General features: G+C 68.3%; 20 protein-coding genes. 4 read left to right on the top strand and 16 right to left on the bottom strand.

Translation table 11 applies throughout. The annotated features are described in order from the left end of the window. The first annotated feature begins 16 nt into the window (after positions 1–16). Positions 17–424 carry a rhodanese-like domain-containing protein gene (locus C1N74_RS05940; RefSeq protein ID WP_023951512.1) on the top strand — a complete coding sequence of 136 codons (408 nt, stop codon included), beginning with the start codon at positions 17–19 and terminating at the stop codon, positions 422–424. Between the two features lie 617 nt (positions 425–1,041). On the opposite strand, the gene C1N74_RS05935 is transcribed toward C1N74_RS05940, so the two are convergent. From C1N74_RS05935 to C1N74_RS05915, 5 genes are all read right to left on the bottom strand, one after another. Then, positions 1,042–1,479 (bottom strand): cytochrome c oxidase subunit 4, encoded by a 438-nt coding sequence (locus tag C1N74_RS05935; protein WP_023951514.1) that lies wholly within the window; start codon positions 1,477–1,479, stop codon positions 1,042–1,044. A 3-nt stretch (positions 1,480–1,482) separates the two neighbouring features. Next, a complete protein-coding gene (ctaD, locus tag C1N74_RS05930; protein WP_023951516.1) occupies positions 1,483–3,249 on the bottom strand; it encodes a cytochrome c oxidase subunit I in 1,767 nt (588 codons plus the stop codon). Beyond that, positions 3,249–4,157 (bottom strand): cytochrome c oxidase subunit II, encoded by a 909-nt coding sequence (gene coxB, locus C1N74_RS05925; RefSeq protein WP_023951517.1) that lies wholly within the window; start codon positions 4,155–4,157, stop codon positions 3,249–3,251. The genes ctaD and coxB overlap by 1 nt, the downstream gene beginning before the upstream one ends. 109 nt (positions 4,158–4,266) lie before the next feature. Further along, entirely contained in the window at positions 4,267–4,626 is a 360-nt protein-coding gene (gene erpA, locus C1N74_RS05920) for an iron-sulfur cluster insertion protein ErpA (RefSeq protein WP_023951519.1), read from the bottom strand. A 98-nt stretch (positions 4,627–4,724) separates the two neighbouring features. Beyond that, complete coding sequence (locus C1N74_RS05915; protein ID WP_137750168.1) at positions 4,725–6,119, bottom strand: dipeptidase; 1,395 nt, start codon at positions 6,117–6,119, stop codon at positions 4,725–4,727. Positions 6,120–6,166: 47 nt separating this feature from the next. On the opposite strand from C1N74_RS05915, the gene C1N74_RS05910 reads away from it, so the two are divergent. Next, positions 6,167–6,736 (top strand): DUF3043 domain-containing protein, encoded by a 570-nt coding sequence (locus C1N74_RS05910; RefSeq protein WP_023951522.1) that lies wholly within the window; start codon positions 6,167–6,169, stop codon positions 6,734–6,736. Here the strand turns inward: C1N74_RS05910 and C1N74_RS05905 are convergent. The 5 genes from C1N74_RS05905 to dnaE are packed head-to-tail and all read right to left on the bottom strand — an operon-like array spanning position 6,711 to position 14,460. Beyond that, on the bottom strand, positions 6,711–7,754 hold the full coding sequence (locus tag C1N74_RS05905; RefSeq protein WP_023951524.1) for a quinone-dependent dihydroorotate dehydrogenase: 1,044 nt from the start codon (positions 7,752–7,754) through the stop codon (positions 6,711–6,713). The two genes, C1N74_RS05910 and C1N74_RS05905, sit on opposite strands and share 26 nt — an antisense overlap. Positions 7,755–7,765: 11 nt before the next feature. Continuing rightward, on the bottom strand, positions 7,766–8,248 hold the full coding sequence (gene nrdR / locus C1N74_RS05900) for a transcriptional regulator NrdR (protein ID WP_023951526.1): 483 nt from the start codon (positions 8,246–8,248) through the stop codon (positions 7,766–7,768). 12 nt (positions 8,249–8,260) lie between these two features. Continuing rightward, positions 8,261–9,559: a histidinol dehydrogenase gene (gene hisD, locus C1N74_RS05895; RefSeq protein ID WP_071918293.1), complete on the bottom strand. Its 1,299-nt coding sequence runs from the start codon at positions 9,557–9,559 to the stop codon at positions 8,261–8,263. 31 nt (positions 9,560–9,590) lie between these two features. Beyond that, entirely contained in the window at positions 9,591–10,892 is a 1,302-nt protein-coding gene (locus C1N74_RS05890; protein WP_258318013.1) for a hypothetical protein, read from the bottom strand. Between the two features lie 49 nt (positions 10,893–10,941). Continuing rightward, entirely contained in the window at positions 10,942–14,460 is a 3,519-nt protein-coding gene (gene dnaE, locus C1N74_RS05885; RefSeq protein WP_023951532.1) for a DNA polymerase III subunit alpha, read from the bottom strand. Between the two features lie 47 nt (positions 14,461–14,507). On the opposite strand from dnaE, the gene C1N74_RS05880 reads away from it, so the two are divergent. Both C1N74_RS05880 and C1N74_RS05875 read left to right on the top strand, forming a co-directional pair. Beyond that, the gene (locus C1N74_RS05880) at positions 14,508–14,981 is read left to right on the top strand and encodes an NUDIX domain-containing protein (RefSeq protein ID WP_023951534.1); all 474 of its coding nucleotides are present in this window, start codon (positions 14,508–14,510) and stop codon (positions 14,979–14,981) included. Next, positions 14,978–15,580 carry a cyclodeaminase/cyclohydrolase family protein gene (locus tag C1N74_RS05875; protein ID WP_137750167.1) on the top strand — a complete coding sequence of 201 codons (603 nt, stop codon included), beginning with the start codon at positions 14,978–14,980 and terminating at the stop codon, positions 15,578–15,580. Before C1N74_RS05880 ends, C1N74_RS05875 begins: the two co-directional genes overlap by 4 nt. Positions 15,581–15,613: 33 nt before the next feature. Here the strand turns inward: C1N74_RS05875 and C1N74_RS05870 are convergent, their stop codons facing one another. From C1N74_RS05870 to C1N74_RS05845, 6 genes are all read right to left on the bottom strand, one after another. Next, positions 15,614–16,534 carry an RluA family pseudouridine synthase gene (locus tag C1N74_RS05870; RefSeq protein WP_023951537.1) on the bottom strand — a complete coding sequence of 307 codons (921 nt, stop codon included), beginning with the start codon at positions 16,532–16,534 and terminating at the stop codon, positions 15,614–15,616. A 1-nt stretch (position 16,535) separates the two neighbouring features. Then, complete coding sequence (gene lspA, locus C1N74_RS05865) at positions 16,536–17,114, bottom strand: signal peptidase II (protein WP_064956843.1); 579 nt, start codon at positions 17,112–17,114, stop codon at positions 16,536–16,538. Positions 17,115–17,117: 3 nt separating this feature from the next. Then, the gene (locus C1N74_RS05860; protein WP_023951541.1) at positions 17,118–17,696 is read right to left on the bottom strand and encodes a DivIVA domain-containing protein; all 579 of its coding nucleotides are present in this window, start codon (positions 17,694–17,696) and stop codon (positions 17,118–17,120) included. A gap of 121 nt (positions 17,697–17,817) precedes the next feature. Then, entirely contained in the window at positions 17,818–18,120 is a 303-nt protein-coding gene (locus tag C1N74_RS05855) for a YggT family protein (protein WP_023951543.1), read from the bottom strand. A 6-nt stretch (positions 18,121–18,126) separates the two neighbouring features. Beyond that, the gene (locus C1N74_RS05850; RefSeq protein ID WP_023951545.1) at positions 18,127–18,585 is read right to left on the bottom strand and encodes a cell division protein SepF; all 459 of its coding nucleotides are present in this window, start codon (positions 18,583–18,585) and stop codon (positions 18,127–18,129) included. A 31-nt stretch (positions 18,586–18,616) separates the two neighbouring features. Further along, positions 18,617–19,303 carry a YggS family pyridoxal phosphate-dependent enzyme gene (locus C1N74_RS05845; protein ID WP_137750166.1) on the bottom strand — a complete coding sequence of 229 codons (687 nt, stop codon included), beginning with the start codon at positions 19,301–19,303 and terminating at the stop codon, positions 18,617–18,619. Positions 19,304–19,307: the final 4 nt, after the last annotated feature.

The following is a 19,307-nucleotide window of genomic DNA, read 5'->3' as shown; positions in this document are numbered from 1 at the left end:
GCGTAGCGTGATCACCATGACAGACGCGCTCTCCTATTTCACCGCCAAGCTCGAGCATGAGACGGATGCCTCCGACGTGTACGCAGCGCAGCGAGGGGGCGACCGCTTCGTTCTCGTCGACGTCCGCAGCGATGAGGCGTGGGCTCAAGGCCACGCGGTCGGCGCCATACACCTCCCCCACCAGGAGATCACCGCGCGCGCGGCCGCCGAGCTCGATCGAGACGTCGACGTCGTCGTCTACTGCTGGAGTCCCGGATGCAACGGCGGAACCCGCGCCGCCATCGAGTTCGCCAAGCTCGGCTACCGCGTCCGGGAGATGATCGGCGGGTTCGAGTACTGGGCGCGCGAGGGCTACCCGGTGGAAAACGCTCACGGTCCCCTCACCCGCACGTACGACCCCCTGGTCGCCGTCGTACGCTCCTAAGGCGTCCTTGCGGCACCTGCCGACCTCCGCGCTGGGGCCTGCTGGTCCCCGCCGCCGCAGCTGCGTGTACCGCGATGCAATGGATCGGAACAGACACCCCGCTCTGACCGTGCCCGACGTGGGGTGTCTGTCGTAATCCATTGCATCCCGGCGCTCCGGCCCGCAGAACCTGCAGCGAGAGGTTCCTACCAGGCGCAGCCCGCCCGCTCGTGATGCGGGGGCCGCAATGCAAGAGATCAGCGCCCACGCGCCGAGCCCCGGAGCTCAGAGGCGGCGTGTTGCTGCAGAGACCTTGCATCCCGGCCCAATGATGAGCACGAGACGTCATCTGCACGGGTCGCCCGGACACGCGGCTCGACGGACCAGGCGCGCGGAACGCCTGCCTGGCGCGCCGGCAATGCTTCAACCGCCTCGCGTGCCCCGAAAGGCGTTGAGGTGCCCAGGCGGCAGGACCACGCACAGTCCTCGGCCGACGCTACGAAGGCCTCGGGGCGCGGGCGCACATGACAGCGCGACCCACGGGCGGACGCAGCGGGCGCACGAAGGATGCCGCCGCGACGGCGTCAACGACGACGGCCACCGCACCGGAGTGCGATGGCCGTCGTAGACGTTCGGGGTCAGCGCGCGAAGTAACCGCGGTAGTACTCGTACACCCATCCGACGATGGCGACGATGAAGATTGCGAATCCGATCGGCAGAAGGAACTGGCCGACCGCGAGTCCGATGATGAACACCGACGCCGCGAACGCCAGCACGAGCGGCCACCAAGACCATGGGCTGAACTCGCCGACCTCGGGGTCGCCGTCGTCGATGTCAGCGGTGAGCGAATCCTCTGGCAGCACGCCGCCCTGAGCCTTGTGCACGCGCGAGACGTAGAACGCGATCATCGCGCCCATGAAGCCGGTGAACAGGAGGGCGGTCGAGCCGACCCACTCGATACGGTGCCACCAGACACCCTGATCGGTGTGGGCGACGAGGTTCCACACGGTGTACGTGATGAACACCGCGAAGAAGAACCACGTGAGCACCCACCACAGGTTGATGTTGGTCTTCACGGCTTACTTCACCTCTCCATCGGCGACATCCACAACCGGTGCATCGGGGGCGTCCTTCGCGGGGCCCACGCCGACCGGGATGGCGGCCTCGGGGTGGTTCAGGTCGAACGCCGGACGCTCGCTGCGGATGCGCGGGATCGACGTGAAGTTGTGCCGCGGCGGCGGGCAGCTCGTCGCCCACTCGAGCGACGCTCCGTAGCCCCACGGGTCGTTGACCGTGACCTTGGGAGCCGTGCGCGAAGTGATCCAGACGTTCAGGAAGAACGGGATCATAGACGCGCCCAGGATGATCGCACCGATCGTCGAGACCTGGTTCTGCCAGGTCCAGCCGTCCGCAGCGGAGTAGTCGGCGTAGCGACGCACCATGCCGTCGACGCCCAGCCAGTGCTGGATGAGGAAGGTCATGTGGAAGCCGATGAACAGCATCCAGAAGTGCACCATGCCGAGGCGCTCGTTGAGCATCCGTCCGGTCCACTTCGGCCACCAGAAGTAGAAGCCCGCGAACATCGCGAACACGACCGTGCCGAACACGACGTAGTGGAAGTGCGCAACCACGAAGTACGAGTCGGACAGGTGGAAGTCGAGCGGCGGCGACGCGAGGATCACACCGGTGAGACCACCGAAGACGAACGACACGAGGAAGCCGAGGGTGAAGACCATGGGCGTCTCGAACGTGACGGAACCCCGCCACATCGTGCCGATCCAGTTGAAGATCTTCACACCCGTCGGAACCGCGATGAGCATCGTCATCAACGCGAAGAAGGGCAGGAGCACTGCGCCCGTGACGTACATGTGGTGCGCCCAGACGGCCACCGAGAGCGCGGCGATCGCGATGGTCGCGTAGATCAGCGTCTTGTATCCGAAGATCGGCTTGCGGCTGAACACCGGAAGGATCTCCGAGACGATGCCGAAGAACGGCAGCGCGATGATGTACACCTCGGGGTGGCCGAAGAACCAGAACAGGTGCTGCCAGAGCAGCACGCCGCCGTTCGCCGGGTCGTAGATGTGCGATCCGAGAACGCGGTCGGATGCCGCCGCGAAGATCGCCGCCGCGAGCACCGGGAACGCCATCAGGATCAGGATGCTCGTGACCAGCGTGTTCCACGAGAAGATCGACATCCGCCACATCGTGAGGCCGGGCGCACGCATCGTGATGATCGTGGTGATGAAGTTCACGGCGCCGAGAATGGTGCCGAAACCGCTCATGCCGAGGCCGAGCATCCAGAGGTTTCCGCCGGCACCCGGCGAGAATGTCGCGTTGGCCAAAGGCTGATACGCGAACCATCCGAACGAGGCGGCACCCTGCGGGGTGAGGAAGCCCGAGATCGCGATGATCGATCCGAACAGGAACAGCCAGAAGGCGAACGCGTTCAAACGCGGGAAGGCGACGTCGGGCGCACCCAGCTGCAGGGGCAGGATCGCGTTGGCGAAGCCGGCGAACAGCGGCGTCGCGAACATCAGCAGCATGATCGTGCCGTGCATGGTGAAGAGCTGGTTGTACTGCTCCTTCGTCGGCACGATCTGCATGCCGGGCTCGAAGAGCTCAGCACGGATGATGAGCGCCATCACGCCGCCGAGGAGGAAGAACATCACCGAGGCGATGAGGTACATGTACCCGATCGTCTTGTGGTCGGTGGAGGTGATCCACTTGACGATGATGTTGCCCTTCTGCTCGACGCGAGATGCGCTGAGCAGTGCCGCCTGGCGCGGCGGCAGGGTCGTGGGGCGGCCTGCGGGCTGTTCGCCCTGGAGCGGAAGTGTCGTGGCCATCAGTGGCTTCCCTCGCCGGAGTCGTCGGTGACCGCGCCCGTTCCCGGAGCGTTCTGGAGGCGGTCGTATGCCTTATTGATGTCACCGGTCTGGCCGCTGACGCGCAGCGACTCGAGGTAGTCCTCGTACTCCTGCTCGGAGACGACCTTGACGTTGAACAACATCATCGAGTGGTACTCACCGCACAGCTCGGCGCACTTGCCGGCGTACGTTCCCTCGCGGGTGGGGACGAAGGACCACGAGTTGGTGTCGCGGTGCGGGTACATGTCCTTCTTGTAGAGGAAGTCGATGACCCAGAACGAGTGGATGACGTCGCGCGACTGGAGGTTGATCTTGACCTCCTTGTTCACCGGCAGCACGAGCGTCGGCAGCGCTGCCTGGTCGACGTTGCCCTCGGCGTCGGGCTGCGCCTGCACGCCCATCGTCCAGACGGCGTCGGCGTTGTCGGAATCCTCGCCGTTGTACTGGAAGTCCCACGCCCACTGCTTGCCGATCGCGGTGATCGACACGTCGGGGTCGTCGTACTGCGTCTCGAGGATCGACTGGTCGCGCGCCGTGAAGGCGAAGAAGCCGATCACGAGGATCAGCGGCACGATCGTGTAGAAGATCTCGATCGGCATGTTGTAGCGCAGCTGGACGGGCAGGCCCGTCTGGCCGCGACGGCGGCGGTACGCGATGGCGGCGAAGGCCATGAGGCCCCACGTCAGAACACCGACGGCGAGGAGGACGATCCAGGAGTTCACCCAGAGCCCCGACACCATCTCGGTGCGGTTGGTCGCCTGCGTACCGTCATCGGTGAAGCCGGGAAGGTAGCCGTTCAGCTCCGTCGGTGTACAAGCTGCGAGGGAGACTGCCGTGACGATCCCGAGCGGGATCACGGCCCAGCGGAGGCGGCGTTTGAAGCGCACAGTGCACCTTTCCGGGACGAATGGTTCGACCTTCAGTCTAGGGCAAGCTTTCACCCTATTCAGGCCATCCATTCAGGATGTCGGAGACGAGGAGTGTCGCGGGCAGGGCTCAGTGGAAGCTGTCGCCGCACGCGCACGAGCCCGCCGCGTTGGGGTTGTCGATCGTGAAGCCCTGCTCCGAGATCGTGTCCTTGAAGTCGATCGTGGCTCCGTCGAGGTAGGGCACCGACATGTCGTCGACGATGACCTCGACCCCGTCGAAGTCGACGGCCTTGTCACCGTCGAGGAAGCGCTCGTCGAAGTAGAGCTGGTAGATCAGTCCGCTGCATCCGCCGGGCTGAACGGCGACGCGCAGTCGCAGGTCGTCGCGGTTCTCCTGCGAGAGGAGGCTCTTCACCTTGAGCGCCGCCTCATCGGTCAGCGAGACGCCGTGGGCACGGACGGTGTCGGACGTGGCGATGTCGGTCATGATTCTCCCGAGGTCTCGGGCCGCAGGACATGCGGCCGGTGCCACGATTCTACGCGTGAGCACCGGCCGCGGGTCGGCCCGAGACGACGTCGTGATCGTCAGCGCGAACCGGCATCCAACCGTTCGAGCAGCAGGGCCTCGGAGACGAGGGCGTGCCGGAAGGTGTCGAGGTGGAGCGATTCGTTCGGGCTGTGCGCACGCGCGTGCGGGTCCTCGACCCCGGTGACGAGGATCTGCGCCGCCGGGTACTCGCGCACCAGGTCGGCGATGAAAGGGATCGATCCGCCGACGCCGATGTCCACAGGCTCGACGCCGTACCCCTCCGCGAGAGCTGCCCGCGCGTGCGCGACCGCCTCGCCCGTGGTGTCGACGAGGAAGGGATTGCCGGTCTCGATGTCTCGGAAGGTCAGTTCCGCGCCGAACGGCGCGTGGGCTCGCAGATGCGCCTCGATGGCCCGGTACGCGTCCTCAGCGGACTGTCCCGGCGCCACACGCGCAGAGAGGACGACCGAGACCTCGGGGCTGAGCGTGTTCGACGCGTTGCGAACGCTCGGGGCATCGATGCCCGTCACGGTGATGGAGGGCTTGTTCCAGATGCGCGAGAGGATCGTCCCCGATCCGATCGGCGAGACCCCCGACGGGAGACCGGCCTCGGAACGGAGCGTCTCCTCCGAGTACTCCGGCGTCTCCGCGTCGCGCGCGGTCAGACCCTCGACGGCGACGCCGCCCTCATCGTCCCAGAGCGTCGCGAGCAGCTTCACGGTCGCCAGCATGGCGTCGGGGACCGCTCCCCCGAACATGCCCGAGTGCGATGCGTGCTCGAGTGTGCGGACCGTCATGGTGAAGCGGGCGTTTCCACGCAGCGACACGGTGAGCGCGGGCGTCTTCGCATCCCAGTTGCCCGAGTCGGCCACGACGATGACGTCAGCGCGCAGCGCGTCGGCGTTCTGGGACAGGAACGCGGCGAAGGATGCCGAGCCGGCCTCCTCTTCGCCCTCGATGAAGAGGTTCACGCCGAGATCGAAGTCCTGGCCTGCCGCCTCGACGAGCGCGCGCAGGGCACCGATGTGCGCCATGACCCCGGCCTTGTCGTCGGCGGCACCGCGCCCGTAGAGCCGACCGTCTCGGACGGTGGGCTCGAAGGGAGCGGACTCCCACAGGGCCTCGTCGCCGACCGGCTGGACGTCGTGGTGGGCGTAGAGCAGGATCGTCGGCCGTCCGTTCCGAGCGGCTCGGGTCGCCAGCACCGCCGGCATCCCCTCTTCGCCCGTCTCGGGCACCGTCGCGGTCGCGACCTCGACTCGATCGAAGATGCCGAGCCCGCGCGCCAGCTCGGCGACGGCCTCGGCGCTGCGCTCGACCTCGGCCCGGTCGAACCCGGGGAAGGCGACCGACGGGATCCGCACGAGGGCGCCGAGATCGGCGAGGGCGGCGGGGACGGCGGACAGGGCGGCGTCGCGCACAGCGGCGGACCGAGGAGATTCGGAGGTCATGCGGGTAATCTTAAGAGGCACGTTCGTCGCAGAACCCGAGGATCCCCGTGGCCAAAACTCCCGCTGCCCCCGCTCCGGACGACGCCGACCAGGCGTCGACGGGCACCGGCAAGAACCGTCCCACTCCCAGCCGCGCCGCCCAGGAGGCGGCTCGCAAGCGCCCGCTGGTGCCCGACACCAAGGAGGCGAAGGCGCGTGCCCGTGCCGAGCTCGCCGAGCGCCGCGATAAGGCGCGGATCGGCATGGCCAACGGCGACGAGCGGTACCTCCCGGTGCGCGACAAGGGTCCGCAGCGGCGATTCGTCCGCGACTACATCGATGCGGGCTGGCACCTCGGAGAGCTCGTGATGGGCGCGATGGTGCTGGTCATCATCGTCACTTTCCTCGGGTCGAACGCCGTGACCTTCTACGCGTTCATCGCGCTGTGGGCATTCATCCTGCTCGTCATCGGCGACATGGTCATCACCAGCATCCGGGTGAAGAAGGCCGCCCGCGCGAAGTTCGGTGCCGAGCGGATGGAGAAGGGGCTCGGCTGGTACGGCGCGATGCGTTCCATCCAGATGCGCTTCATGCGGCTTCCGAAGCCTCAGGTCAAGCGCGGTCAGCGCCCCGCCTGAGCTCGACGAGCCCGCGATTGATCTGCCGCGCCCACAGCGGGCCGCGGTAGATGAACGCGGTGTACCCCTGAACCAGGTCGGCACCCGCCGCCAGCCGTTCCTGCACGTCGGCGGCGGTCTCGACTCCCCCGGCTGCGATGACGCAGAACTCCCGCGGCACCGCCGAACGCACCAGACGCAGGACCTCGAGAGCGCGGCGACGCAGCGGCGCACCCGAGAGCCCGCCGGCGCCGATCCGCTCGATCGTCGCCTCGTCGGCGAGGAGTCCGTCGCGCGAGATCGTCGTGTTCGTGGCGATGAGACCGGCCAGGCCGGCATCCACAGCCATCTCGGCGATGGCGGTCACTTCGTCGTCGGCCAGGTCGGGCGCGATCTTCACCAGCAGCGGCGTCGCTCCCGCCGCGTCGCGCACGGCCTCGAGCAGGGGACGCAGCGTCTCGACCGCCTGCAGCCCGCGCAGGCCGGGAGTGTTGGGTGACGAGACGTTGACCACGAGGTAGTCGGCCTCCGGCGCGACCAGCCGTGTGCTCTCGACGTAGTCGGCGGTCGCGTTCTCGACGTCGACGACGCGGCTCTTGCCGATGTTCGCGCCGACGACGGCGTGAGTGTTTCCTCGTCGGAGACGCCGCAGACGGGATGCCGCCGCGCTCGCGCCGCGGTTGTTGAAGCCCATCCGGTTGATGAGCGCGCGGTCCTGGATCAGACGGAACAGGCGGGGGCGGGGGTTGCCGTCCTGCGGCTTCGCGGTGACCGTGCCGACTTCGACGTGGCCGAAACCGAGCGCTCCGAGGCCGCGCACCATGACTGCGTTCTTGTCGAATCCGGCTGCAACACCGAACGGCGAGTCGAACACGAGACCGAGGGCTTCGGTGCGCAGAGACGGGTCAGGGCGGGTGAGCGCCCGGGCCACGATCGAGAACGGCGGGATGCCCAGCAGGCGGATGACCGGCACCACGAGGTGGTGCGCGGTCTCGGGCTCCATGCGCGAGAAGACGGTGCGGAAGATGAACGGATACATCGCCGTCCAGCCTAGAGCGAGGTCGAGCCCTCCGATGTCCGCGCGGCGACGTGGTCGGCGCGCAGCTGTTCGATCGCGGCCTCGAAGTCCTCGAGGGTGTCGAACGCCTGGTAGACGCTCGCGAACCGCAGGTAGGCGATCTCGTCGAGGTTGCGGAGAGGTCCGAGGATCGCGAGGCCGATCTCGTTCGTGTCGATCTGCGACGAACCGGTCTGACGCACGGCCTCTTCGACCGCCTGTGCGAGCACGGCGAGGTCGGCCTCGGTCACCGGCCTGCCCTGGCAGGCCTTACGTACGCCAGACATCACCTTCTCGCGGCTGAACGGCTCGATGACGCCCGACCGCTTGATGACGTTGAGGCTCGCCGTCTCGATCGTGGAGAAACGGCCGCCGCACTTCGGGCACTGACGCCGGCGGCGGATGCTGAGACCGTCATCGCTCGTGCGGGAGTCGATGACGCGGGAATCGGGATTGCGGCAGAACGGGCAATGCATGACGAGCCCAGATTACGCGTCGAACCGCGCCGACACGGCTTCGCCGTGCGCGGGAAGCTGCTCGGAGTCGGACAGGGCGAGGATGCCGTCGTGCACGGCACGCAGGGCTTCCCGGTCGTAGGAGATGACCTGCTGCGATCGCAGGAAGGTCGCCGCGCCCAGCCCCGCAGCATAACGCGCCTGTCCCCCGGTCGGCAGGACATGATTGCTGCCGGCCAGGTAGTCGCCGAGGCTCACCGGCGTGTGCGAGCCGACGAACACCGCACCGGCGTTGACGTACTCATCGGGGCGCGGGTCGCGCAGGTGCAGCTCGAGGTGCTCGGGCGCGTAAGCGTTCGAGAACGCCGCTGCGGCCGGGATGTCGTCGACGAGGACGATGGCGGACTGCGGACCTTCCAGAGCGATCGCGACACGCTCGGCATGGCGGGTCGCGGCTGCGCGGGCTGCGACCCGCTCCGCGACGGCCTCGGCCAGGCCGGGCGAGTCGGTGACCAGGACGGCGGCAGCCTGCTCGTCGTGCTCGGCCTGGCTGACGAGATCAGCGGCTACGAGGTCGGCGTCCGCCTCCCCGTCGGCGACGATGAGGATCTCGGTGGCACCCGCCTCCGAGTCGGTGCCGACCACACCGGCGACGACGCGTTTCGCGAGCGCTACGAAGTTGTTCCCCGGTCCCGAGATGACATCGACGGGGTCGAGCCCGAGCGAGCCGACGCCGTACGCGAAGGCGCCGATCGCCCCCGCGCCTCCCATCGCGTAGACCTCCGAGATGCCGAGAAGGCGCGCGGCCGCGAGGATCACGGGGTGGATGCGTCCGTCGTGGTCGCGCTGCGGTGGAGATGCCAGCGCGACCGTCTGCACGCCCGCGACCTGCGCGGGGACGACGTTCATCACGACACTGGAGGGATAGACCGCCTTGCCCCCGGGGACGTAGACCCCGACGCGACGCACGGGACGCCACCGCTGCTCGACCCGCGCCCCCGGACCGAGCTCGGTCACGCGGTCCGGCGGGATCTGGGCAGCGGAGGCCAGCCGCACGCGGCGGATGGACTCCTCGATCGCAGCCCTGACCGCCGGCGAGATGGCCGCCAGCGCCTCATCCAGGTGCTCGGCGGGAACCCGCACGGAGTGACCTTCCACACCGTCGAAGCGTGCCGCCTGCTCACGGAGCGATGCTTCTCCGCGAGCGGCGACGTCATGGACGATCTCGGCTGCGGTGGCCAGGGCGAGCCCACGGGCGGCCTCTGCCCGGGGAACGGCGGCGAGCAACTCGGCGGGCGTCAGACGACGGCCGCGAAGATCGATGGTGCGCATCGTTCCAGGCTAGCGCCCGGTCACGGCGGACTCAGCCGCGCGTGACATCGCTGGTGTCGTGGAGATAGCCGACGCGACCGTCCTCGTGACGGACCACGAAGACCTCGCCGCGGTCCTCGATGACGAGGGCCCACGCCGTCGGACCGATCCGGAAGAGCGGCGAACCCATCTCGTCGAGGACATCGCGCTCGTCCGGGGCGAGCGCCCAGAACGCCTGGGGTGCGGCGACGGGCTCGATGACCGTCGTCGCACCGGTGTCGAACGGCTCCGCGGCGTCGGCCGGTGCCGACTCGGACACACCGGAAGACACCGGAGCCTCTGCCGCAACGGCGTTGCCGGCCGGAGCGGCGTAGCCGGTGTACGCGGGGTTGCCGGCGCCAGCTGCATACGCCGATCCGCCGTGCGACGCACCGGTGTGCGGGGCGGGCCGGGCGGATGCCGGCCGGGCGACGACCGGACGCGTCGCGCGCGCCACCCGGTGCGCAGGCGATTCGGGCCGGTGCGCGAAATCGTCGCCGAGGACGGGAAGGTGGGGCGCGACGACGGTGAGCACGACACCCGCCAGAGCCAGGATCACCTCGACCCACACGACCCAGCTCGCGAGGAACACGCCCGACTGAGCGAGACCCGCGAACGAGCTCCAGATGATCCCGAGCCACACGGTGGCGGAGACCGAGAACGCGACCGACGCGAACTGGTCGATGCCGAGAGAGCCGACACGGCGGATGCCCTGCGGGGAGAAGCGGCGCAGCAGCACCAGGAAGACCGCGACCGTGGGCACGCCGATCGTGAGGATCCAGTCGATCCCCGCACCCCACACCGACACCCCGGCTCCGAACCGGCCGTACACGGGGAAGAACGAGCAGATGAACGCGACGGCCCAGACGCCGGCGAGGGCGACCTCGCGGATCGAGAGCGGACCCACCCCGTACTGCGGCGGCGCCTCCCCCGACGTGCCCGCGGCGGACTGCGCGCCGCGCTCGTCCGATCCGGGAGCAGCCGTGGTGTGTCCGGGCGCGGCGGAGGCGTGCTCGGACGATGCCGGCGTCTCCGCTGCGCCGTCGGCGGCAGCGTGCTCGGCAGGAGCGTCCTCCGCGGCGGTGTGCTCCGCGGCGGCGTGCTCGGCGGACTCGTCGATCACGACGGGCTCGACGGCGGACTCGTCGATCACGACCACCGCATCCGGTGCGGGCGCGAACGCGTCCGAAGCGGCGTCGGTCTGCGTGCCGTCGACCTCGTCGGCGGCCGTGGTCTCGTGTGCCGACTCGGCAGCGCCGGGCGCTGCGTCCTCGGGACGGCCGTCGTCGGAGTGGATGTTCTTCTCGTCGGTCACGATGTTCCCTTCGTCGCGGCGGTTGCGCTGCGGTGGAATCCTACCCGGCTCAACCCAGACACTGAGGTCCCAGAAGTCCCTTGAGTTCACCGTAGAGATCGGGGGTGACGCGCACCGGATGCGGTACCTCGAAGACCTTCGCGGTACCGGCTCTGTGAAGCTTGAGCGAGACCTCGGTCTCGCCACTGTGGCGCCGCAGGACGGCCGCCAGCTCGCCGATCGTCGATTCCGTCGCCCGCTGCTCCGGAAGCAGCAGCACGAGCGGCCCCGCGGCATCGAACGAACCGAGGTCGGGAGAGAAGGCCGACTGACCGTGGAGGTTCAGCCCATCGTCGCGACGCGACACCCGTCCTCGGACGACGAGGATCGAGTCGGCCACCAGCATGCTCTGGAACTCCGTGTAGGTCTTTCCCATGAACATCACGGTCACCTCACCGTCGAAGTCCTCGACGGTGATCATGCCGTAGGGATTGCCGCTCTGCTTCGCCACGCGATGCTGCACGCTCGTCACGAGCCCGGCGACGGTGACCTGATCGCCGTCCTGGACGTCTTCCGAAGCGAGCAGGTCGTGGATCGACGTCGACGCGTGCTTGGCCAGCGGTATCTCGAGTCCGGCCAACGGGTGGTCGGACACGTAGAGCCCGAGCATCTCGCGCTCGAAGGCGAGTTTGTCCTTCTTCGTCCACTCGGGGCGTTCGGGCACCTTGGCCGGCATCACCTCTTCGGCCTCGTCGTACAGGCTGTCGAAGTCGAATCCGATCGCACCGGTGGCGGCCTTGCGCTTGGCGTCGACCGCCGCTTCGACCGCATCCTCGTGGATCTCCATGAGTGCGCGGCGGGTCGATCCGAGCGAGTCGAAGGCCCCAGCCTTGATGAGGGACTCGACGGTGCGCTTGTTGGCGACGTGGAGCGGGACCTTCGTGAGGAAGTCGTGGAAGCTGACGTAGTTGTCGTCGGCGCGCGAGGCGATGATGCCGTCGACGACGTTCGCACCGACGTTGCGGACCGCGCCCAGGCCGAATCGGATGTCTTCACCGACGGCGGCGAAGTATCGGATCGACTCGCCGACGTCGGGCGGCAGTACCTTGATGCCCATGCGGCGGCACTCGTTCAGGTACACCGCCATCTTGTCTTTCGAGTCGCCGACGCTCGTGAGCAGGGCGGCCATGTACTCGGCGGGATAGTGAGCCTTGAGGTAGGCCGTCCAATACGAGACGAGCCCATAGGCGGCCGAGTGCGCTTTGTTGAAGGCGTAGTCGGAGAACGGGAGCAGGATGTCCCAGAGCGCCTGGATCGCGCCCTCGCCGAAGCCGCGCTCCTTCATACCGCCCGAGAAGCCCTCGTACTGCTTGTCGAGCTCGGACTTCTTCTTCTTACCCATCGCGCGGCGGAGGATGTCTGCTTGTCCGAGCGAGAAGCCGGCGACCTTCTGAGCGATCGCCATGACCTGCTCCTGGTAGATGATCAGGCCGTAGGTCGTGTCGAGGATGTCGCGCAGCGGCTCTTCGAGCTCGGGGTGGATCGGCGTGATCGGCTGCAGGCCGTTCTTCCGCAGCGCGTAGTTCGTGTGCGAGTTCGCGCCCATGGGTCCCGGGCGGTACAGCGCGATGACAGCCGAGATGTCCTCGAAGTTGTCGGGCTTCATCAGGCGGAGCAGCGATCGCATCGGCCCGCCATCGAGCTGGAACACCCCGAGCGTGTCGCCGCGGGTGAGCAGATCGTAGGCCGGGCGGTCGTCGAGGGCGAGATGCTCGAGGTCGAGCTCCTCACCCCGGTTCATGCGGATGTTGTCGAGCGCATCCGAGATGATCGTGAGGTTACGCAGCCCCAGGAAGTCCATCTTGATCAGACCGAGCGTCTCGCACGACGGGTAGTCGAACTGCGTGACGATCTGACCGTCCTGCTCGCGACGCATGATCGGGATGATGTCGAGGAGCGGTTCCGACGACATGATGACGCCGGCCGCATGCACGCCCCACTGCCGCTTCAGGCCTTCGAGCCCGAGAGCGCGGTCGAACACGGTCTTCGCCTCGGGATCGGTGTCGATCAGGGCGCGGAACTCGCTGGCCTCCTTGAACCGTGGGTGGTCCTTGTTGAACATGCCGTCGAGCGGCATGTCCTTGCCCATCACGGCCGGCGGCATCGCCTTGGTGAGCTTCTCGCCCATGCTGAAGGGGAAACCGAGCACGCGCCCGGCATCCTTCAGCGCCTGCTTCGACTTGATCGTGCCGTAGGTGACGATCTGCGCGACACGCTCGGAGCCGTACTTCTCGGTCACGTACTCGATGACCTCGCCGCGACGACGGTCGTCGAAGTCGACGTCGAAGTCGGGCATGCTGACGCGGTCGGGATTGAGGAATCGCTCGAAGATGAGACCGTGCTCGAGCGGATCGAGGTCGGTGATGCGCATCGCGTACGCCACCATCGAGCCGGCGCCCGACCCGCGCCCGGGGCCGACGCGGATGCCGTTGTCCTTCGCCCAGTTGATGAAGTCGGCGACGACGAGGAAGTAGCCCGGGAAGCCCATCTGCAGGATGATGCCCGTCTCGTACTCGGCCTGCTTGCGCACCTTGTCGGGGATGCCGCCGGGGTATCGGTAGTGCAGCCCGGCCTCGACCTCTTTGACGAGCCAGCTGTCTTCGGTCTCGCCGTCGGGCACCGGGAACCGCGGCATGTAGTTGGCCGAGGTGTTGAACTCGACCTCGCAACGCTCGGCGATGAGCAGGGTGTTGTCGCACGCCTCGGGGTGGTCGCGGAAGAGCTGCCGCATCTCCTGCGCGGTCTTGATGTAATAGCCGTCGCCGTCGAACTTGAAGCGGTTCGGGTCGTCGAGCGTCGATCCGGACTGCACGCAGAGCAGCGCGGCGTGAGCATCGGCCTCGTGCTGATGCGTGTAGTGGGAGTCGTTGGTCGCGACCAGCGGGATGTCGAGGTCTTTCGCCAGCCGCAGCAGGTCGGTCATCACCCGACGCTCGATCGACAGGCCGTGGTCCATGATCTCGGCGAAGTAGTTCTCCTTGCCGAAAATGTCCTGGAACTCCGCCGCCGCGGCGCGAGCGGCGTCGTACTGGCCGAGACGGAGCCGGGTCTGCACCTCCCCCGAGGGACATCCCGTCGTCGCGATGAGCCCCTTGCCATAGGTCTGCAGCAGCTCGCGGTCCATGCGCGGCTTGAAGTAGTAGCCCTCCATGCTCGACAGCGAGCTCAGCCGGAAGAGGTTGTGCATGCCCTCGGTGCTCTGGCTCCACATCGTCATGTGGGTGTAGGCGCCGGAACCCGACACATCGTCGCTCTTCTGCTCGGGCGACCCCCAGGCCACGCGCGACTTGTCGCTGCGGTGCGTTCCCGGAGTCACGTACGCCTCGAGACCGATGATCGGTTTGACCCCCGCCGCCTGGGCGGCGCGGTAGAACTCGAAGGCGGCGAACGTGTTGCCGTGGTCGGTCACCGCGATCGCCGGCATGCCGTAGTCGGCCGCCGCCTGGGTCATGGCCGCGATCTTGGCTGCACCGTCGAGCATCGAGTACTCGCTGTGCACGTGCAGATGAACGAAGGAGTCGGATGCCACCAGACGAGTCTACGTTCGGGCTCGGACACCGGTCCTAGGCTGGGCCCATGGCCACTCCCGACTTCGTCCTCGATCTGCGCGAGAAGATCGGCACCGCTCCGCTGCCGCTCGTAGGGGTGACCGCCGTGGTGTTCCGCGACGAGAAGGTGCTCTTGGGCAAGCGAGCCGACAACGGCAGCTGGCAACCCGTGTCGGGCATCGTCGATCCCGGCGAGGAGCCCGCCGACGCGGCGGTGCGTGAATGCCTCGAAGAGGCCGGGGTCGTCGTCCGCGCGGAACGGCTCGCGCTCGTGCACCAGGTCCCCCGCATCGTCTATGCCAACGGCGACCAGGTCGACTACCTCGACCTGGTGTTCCGCTGCTCATGGGTCTCGGGCGACCCGCATCCCGCCGACGGCGAGCTGACCGAGGTCGGGTTCTACGACCTCGGTCAGATGACCGACGTGGCGCCCGAGCACGTCCGCAAGATCGCCCTGGCGGTCGCGGAGGACGACCCGGCGACCTTCCGGGGCGGGCGGTGACCTCGCGCGTCGCCCTGGGCGACCTGCTCGACGCCCTCGCGCGCGATCAGGGCGATCCGGGCGGTGGCGCCGCCAGCGGCGTCATCACCGCCGTCGCGGCCGCGCTCGCGCAGATGGTCAGCCGCTACAGCTCCGCAGAACCCGCCGCCGCCGGTATCGACGCGCGGCTCGCCCGCCTTCGCGACGCGGCCGTCGCCGCAGCGGAACGCGACGGGCGGGCGTCGGGTGCCCTCGGCGCCTCGCTCCGTCCGGTCTCGGAGGACGACCGCGGCAACCGCGACCGGCGCATCGTCGAGGCGGCGGCCGGCGCCATCGAGACGTCCGCTGCTCTCGGCGAGATCGCTCTGGGCGTCTGGGCGGAGGTGCGCCTCCTCGCCGACGTGGGCAATCGCCACCTCATGTCGGATGTCGCGGTCGCCGCCGACGCCGTTGCGGCCGGACTCGGCGGCGCGGCGACGAACCTGATCGGCGGCCTCGCCCTCGTCGCGGCGCACGGCGACCCGGGACCCGTCGAAGCCGCTCACGGCGATCTGCGCGATCGGCTCCTCGCGGCACGCCGTGAGGCCCGCGGCCTCGCCGACCGCCTCGCCGAGGAGTGACCGCACGAGGGCCGGCGCACGCCAGCCGGCGGGTCAGTCGCCCCTGAGCGTCTCGAGAGCCCGCGCGAGGTCGGCCGGGTAAGGCGACGTGAAGCTCGACCACTCCCCCGACACCGGATGGTCGAAGGCGAGCCGATGCGCGTGCAGCCACTGGCGGGTCAGCCCGAGGCGAGCCGACAGCGTCGGGTCGCCTCCGTAGAGCGGGTCCCCGACGCACGGATGCCGGTGCGCGGCCATATGCACGCGGATCTGATGCGTACGTCCCGTCTCGAGGTGAATCTCGAGCAGCGAGGCACCCGGGAACGCTTCGAGCGTCTCGTAATGGGTGACCGAGTCCTTGCCCGCCGGGGTGACGGCGAACTTCCACGAGTGCGAGGGATGGCGTCCGATCGGAGCGTCGATCGTGCCGGCGAGCGGGTCGGGGTGCCCCTGGACCACGGCGTGGTAGATCTTCTCGACCTCGCGCTCCTTGAATGCGCGCTTGAGGGCGATGTAGGCCCGCTCGCTCTTCGCGACCACCATGAGTCCGCTCGTGCCGACATCGAGCCGGTGAACGACGCCCTGGCGCTCGGCGGCGCCGGTGGTGGCGATGCGGTAGCCGGCGGCGGCAAGCGCCCCGAGCACGGTCGGCCCGTCCCACCCCAGCGAGGGGTGTGCAGCGACACCGGCGGGCTTGTCGACGACGACGATGTCGTCATCGTCGTACACGATGCCGAGGTCCGGTACAGCGACCGGGACGATCTGCGCCTCGGCACGCTCTTCCCAGAACACATCGAGCCATGCGCCTGCGACGAGCTTGTCGGATTTCGCGAGCGTGCGTCCGTCGAGTGTCACCCCGCCCGCGGTCGCCACCTCTGCGGCGAAGGTGCGCGAGAATCCGAGCAGCTTGGCCAGTGCGGCGTCGACACGGACACCGTCGAGTCCATCGGGAACGGGCAGTGCGCGCTGGGGCATCTCAGCGATCCGTGACCGTGGCAGTCGGCTCGTCCGCCGCGTCGTCGGTGTTGCGGCGCTCGCGCGAACCGTCGAAGCGGATGCCGACGACGACGAGTACGGCGACGGAGATCATCATCGTCACGATGAACATGTCGGCGACGTTGTAGATCGCCGAGGGGAACCACAGCCACATCCACGGGGTATGGATGAAGTCGATGACGTGCCCGACGAGGAATCCGGGTTCACGCAGCAGGCGGTCGGTGAGGTTCCCGAGCACGCCTCCCAGGAGCAGACCGAGGACGATGGCCCACGACCGCGCACGGACCCGGCGGACCGTGAGCACGATCACGACGACGGCGACGGCCGCGAGCGCGAGCGTGAAGAGCCAGGTCACGCCTGTGCCGAGCGAGAACGCGGCGCCGGGGTTCTTCGTCAGATAGAGCTGGAAGAACTCGCCGAGGACGGGAACCTCCCGCTGATACGGCAGGTTCTCAAGGGCGAGGTACTTCGTGAACTGGTCGGCGGCCAGCACCACTGCCGCGAGAATCGCGACGAGGGCACCGGCCGCCGGACCGTTCAGACGCTTGCGCGACGCCAAGGATTACGCGCCGGCCGAGACGCCGGTCGTGTCGAGGTCGCGGAGCTTGCTCTCGATGAAGCCCCGGAGCTGACCACGGTAGTCCTTCTCGAACTGCTGCAGCTCGGAGATGCGACCCTCGAGCGACACGCGCTCGGCCTCGAGGCGCGCCACCTCATCGCGGCCACGGGCCTCTGCCTCGGAGATGATCGACGCGGCCTGGGCCTGCGCGTCGGCGATGAGCTTGTCGCGCTGGGCCTTGCCCTCGGCGACGTGCTCGTCGTGCAGGCGCTGCGCCAGCTCGATGATGCCGGCGGATGCGGCGGCCGGAGCCATGTCGCCGGCCGGGGCAGGCTGCTCGACGGCCGGAACCGGCGCGGGCACCTCCTCGACGACGGCGTCGTCGGTGGAAGCGGCGGCGGGGGTCTCACCCGACTCGTAAGCGGCGAGCTTCGCCTTGAGCTCTTCGTTCTCGGCGATCGTCTTGCGCCATTCCACGACGATCTCGTCGAGGAAGTCGTCGACCTCGTCGGGGTCGAATCCTTCCTTGAAACGCACGTGCTGGAACTGCTTGGTGACGACGTCTTCAGGGGTCAAAGCCATGGTGTTGTCCTCTTTCAGGGCTCACGACGCGGGCCGGTCAGCCGGCACCCGCCGCAGCGGGCCGTACCCACCCAGCATAGTCCGACGCCTTCGCGGCCGCGACGATCCCGCCGCGACCGCCTCAGGCGAAGGCGATCACGCGGGTGATCGACAGCAGGATGAAGCACGCCAGCATGGTGAGCGGGAATGCCAGATCGATTGCGATGACGCCGAGCCTGATCGGAGGGATGACGCGGCGCAGTGTCTTGATCGGGGGGTCCGTGATCGTGTAGACGACCTCGGCGAGCACGAGGGTGAATCCCCTCGGGCGCCACTCCCGGTTGAACAGGGGGATGTACTCCAGGATCAGTCGGACGAACAGAACGAGGATGTACAGCAGGAGAGCGAAGTAGACGAGTGCGGCGAGCAGCCGTACGACATCCACGTCAGGTCACTGCGCGAACGGCGCCGCCTCAGGCTCAGCCTGAGCCACAGCGCCGTCGCCGGAGACGGCGATGTTCTCGGGCGAGAGCAGGAACACCTTGCTCGTCACGCGCTCGATGCGGCCGTAGAGGCCGAGGGACAGACCGCTCGCGAAGTCGATGAGCCGGCGCGCGTCGGCGTCGCTCATCTGCGAGAGGTTGATGATCACCGGCACGCCTTCGCGGAAGTTCTCGGCGATGACCTGCGCGTCGCGGTACTGCTTGGGGTGGACGGTCAGGATCTCGCTGACGGTGCCCGTGGTGGGCTGACGCACGACCGCCGGCCGGTGCAGGGGGGTCACCGGCGCGGCCGGCTTCTCGACAGGCTTGTCACGGCGGGCCTGCTGCTCGGCCTGCGGCTCTTCGTACATTTCTTCCTCATCTGCAAGGCCCAGGTAAACCATGGTCTTCTTCAGCGGGTTCGACATCGCATCCTCCGTTTGCTCGTCTGTTCCGAGGCTATCCGCGGTCCGGGCGCGGTCCCGTGATTGCCGATCCGATCCGCAGGTGTGTCGCACCGGCGGAGATCGCTTCGACGAAATCGCCGGTCATCCCGGCGGAGATCCAGGTCGCGTCGGGCGCGACGGAGCGCAAGACGTCCGACGCCTGCGCGAGACGGGCGAAGGCCGATGCGGGCTCCTCGCCGAGCGGGGCGACGGCCATGACGCCGCGAACGCACAGGCTCGGGCAGTGCTCCACGATGTGCGCTGTCAGGGACTCGACACCGGCAGGCGCGACGCCGCCACGACCGGGGTCGTCGGTCAGATTCACCTGCACCAGCACGTCGAGCGGCTCCCCCTCGAGATCGGCGCTGTGCAGCGCGTCCGCGATGCGCGAGCGATCGACGGAATGGACCGCATCCGCCGCCGCTCGCACCGCGCGCGCCTTGTTCGTCTGCGCCTGACCGATGAAGTGCCAGCGCATCCCATCGAGCGCCGGAAGCGCTGCGCGCTTGGCGCTGAGCTCCTGCTGCCGGTTCTCCCCTACGTCGCGCACGCCGAGGTCATGGAGCTGAGAGATGAGCTCGGGCGGGTGGAACTTGGTCACGACGATGCGGGTCACCTCGTCGGGCGCGCGACCCGACGCCCGCATCGCAGCGGCGATGCGGGCGTCGACGTCGGCGAGCCGTTCGGCCAGGTCCGGCATGGGG

The sequence above is a fragment of the Microbacterium sp. SGAir0570 genome (assembly GCF_005491085.2).
Classification (GTDB): Bacteria; Actinomycetota; Actinomycetes; order Actinomycetales; family Microbacteriaceae; genus Microbacterium; species Microbacterium arborescens.
The sequence above is the reverse complement of the archived record's forward strand: the minus strand, read 5'-3'. Positions and strand labels throughout refer to the sequence as shown.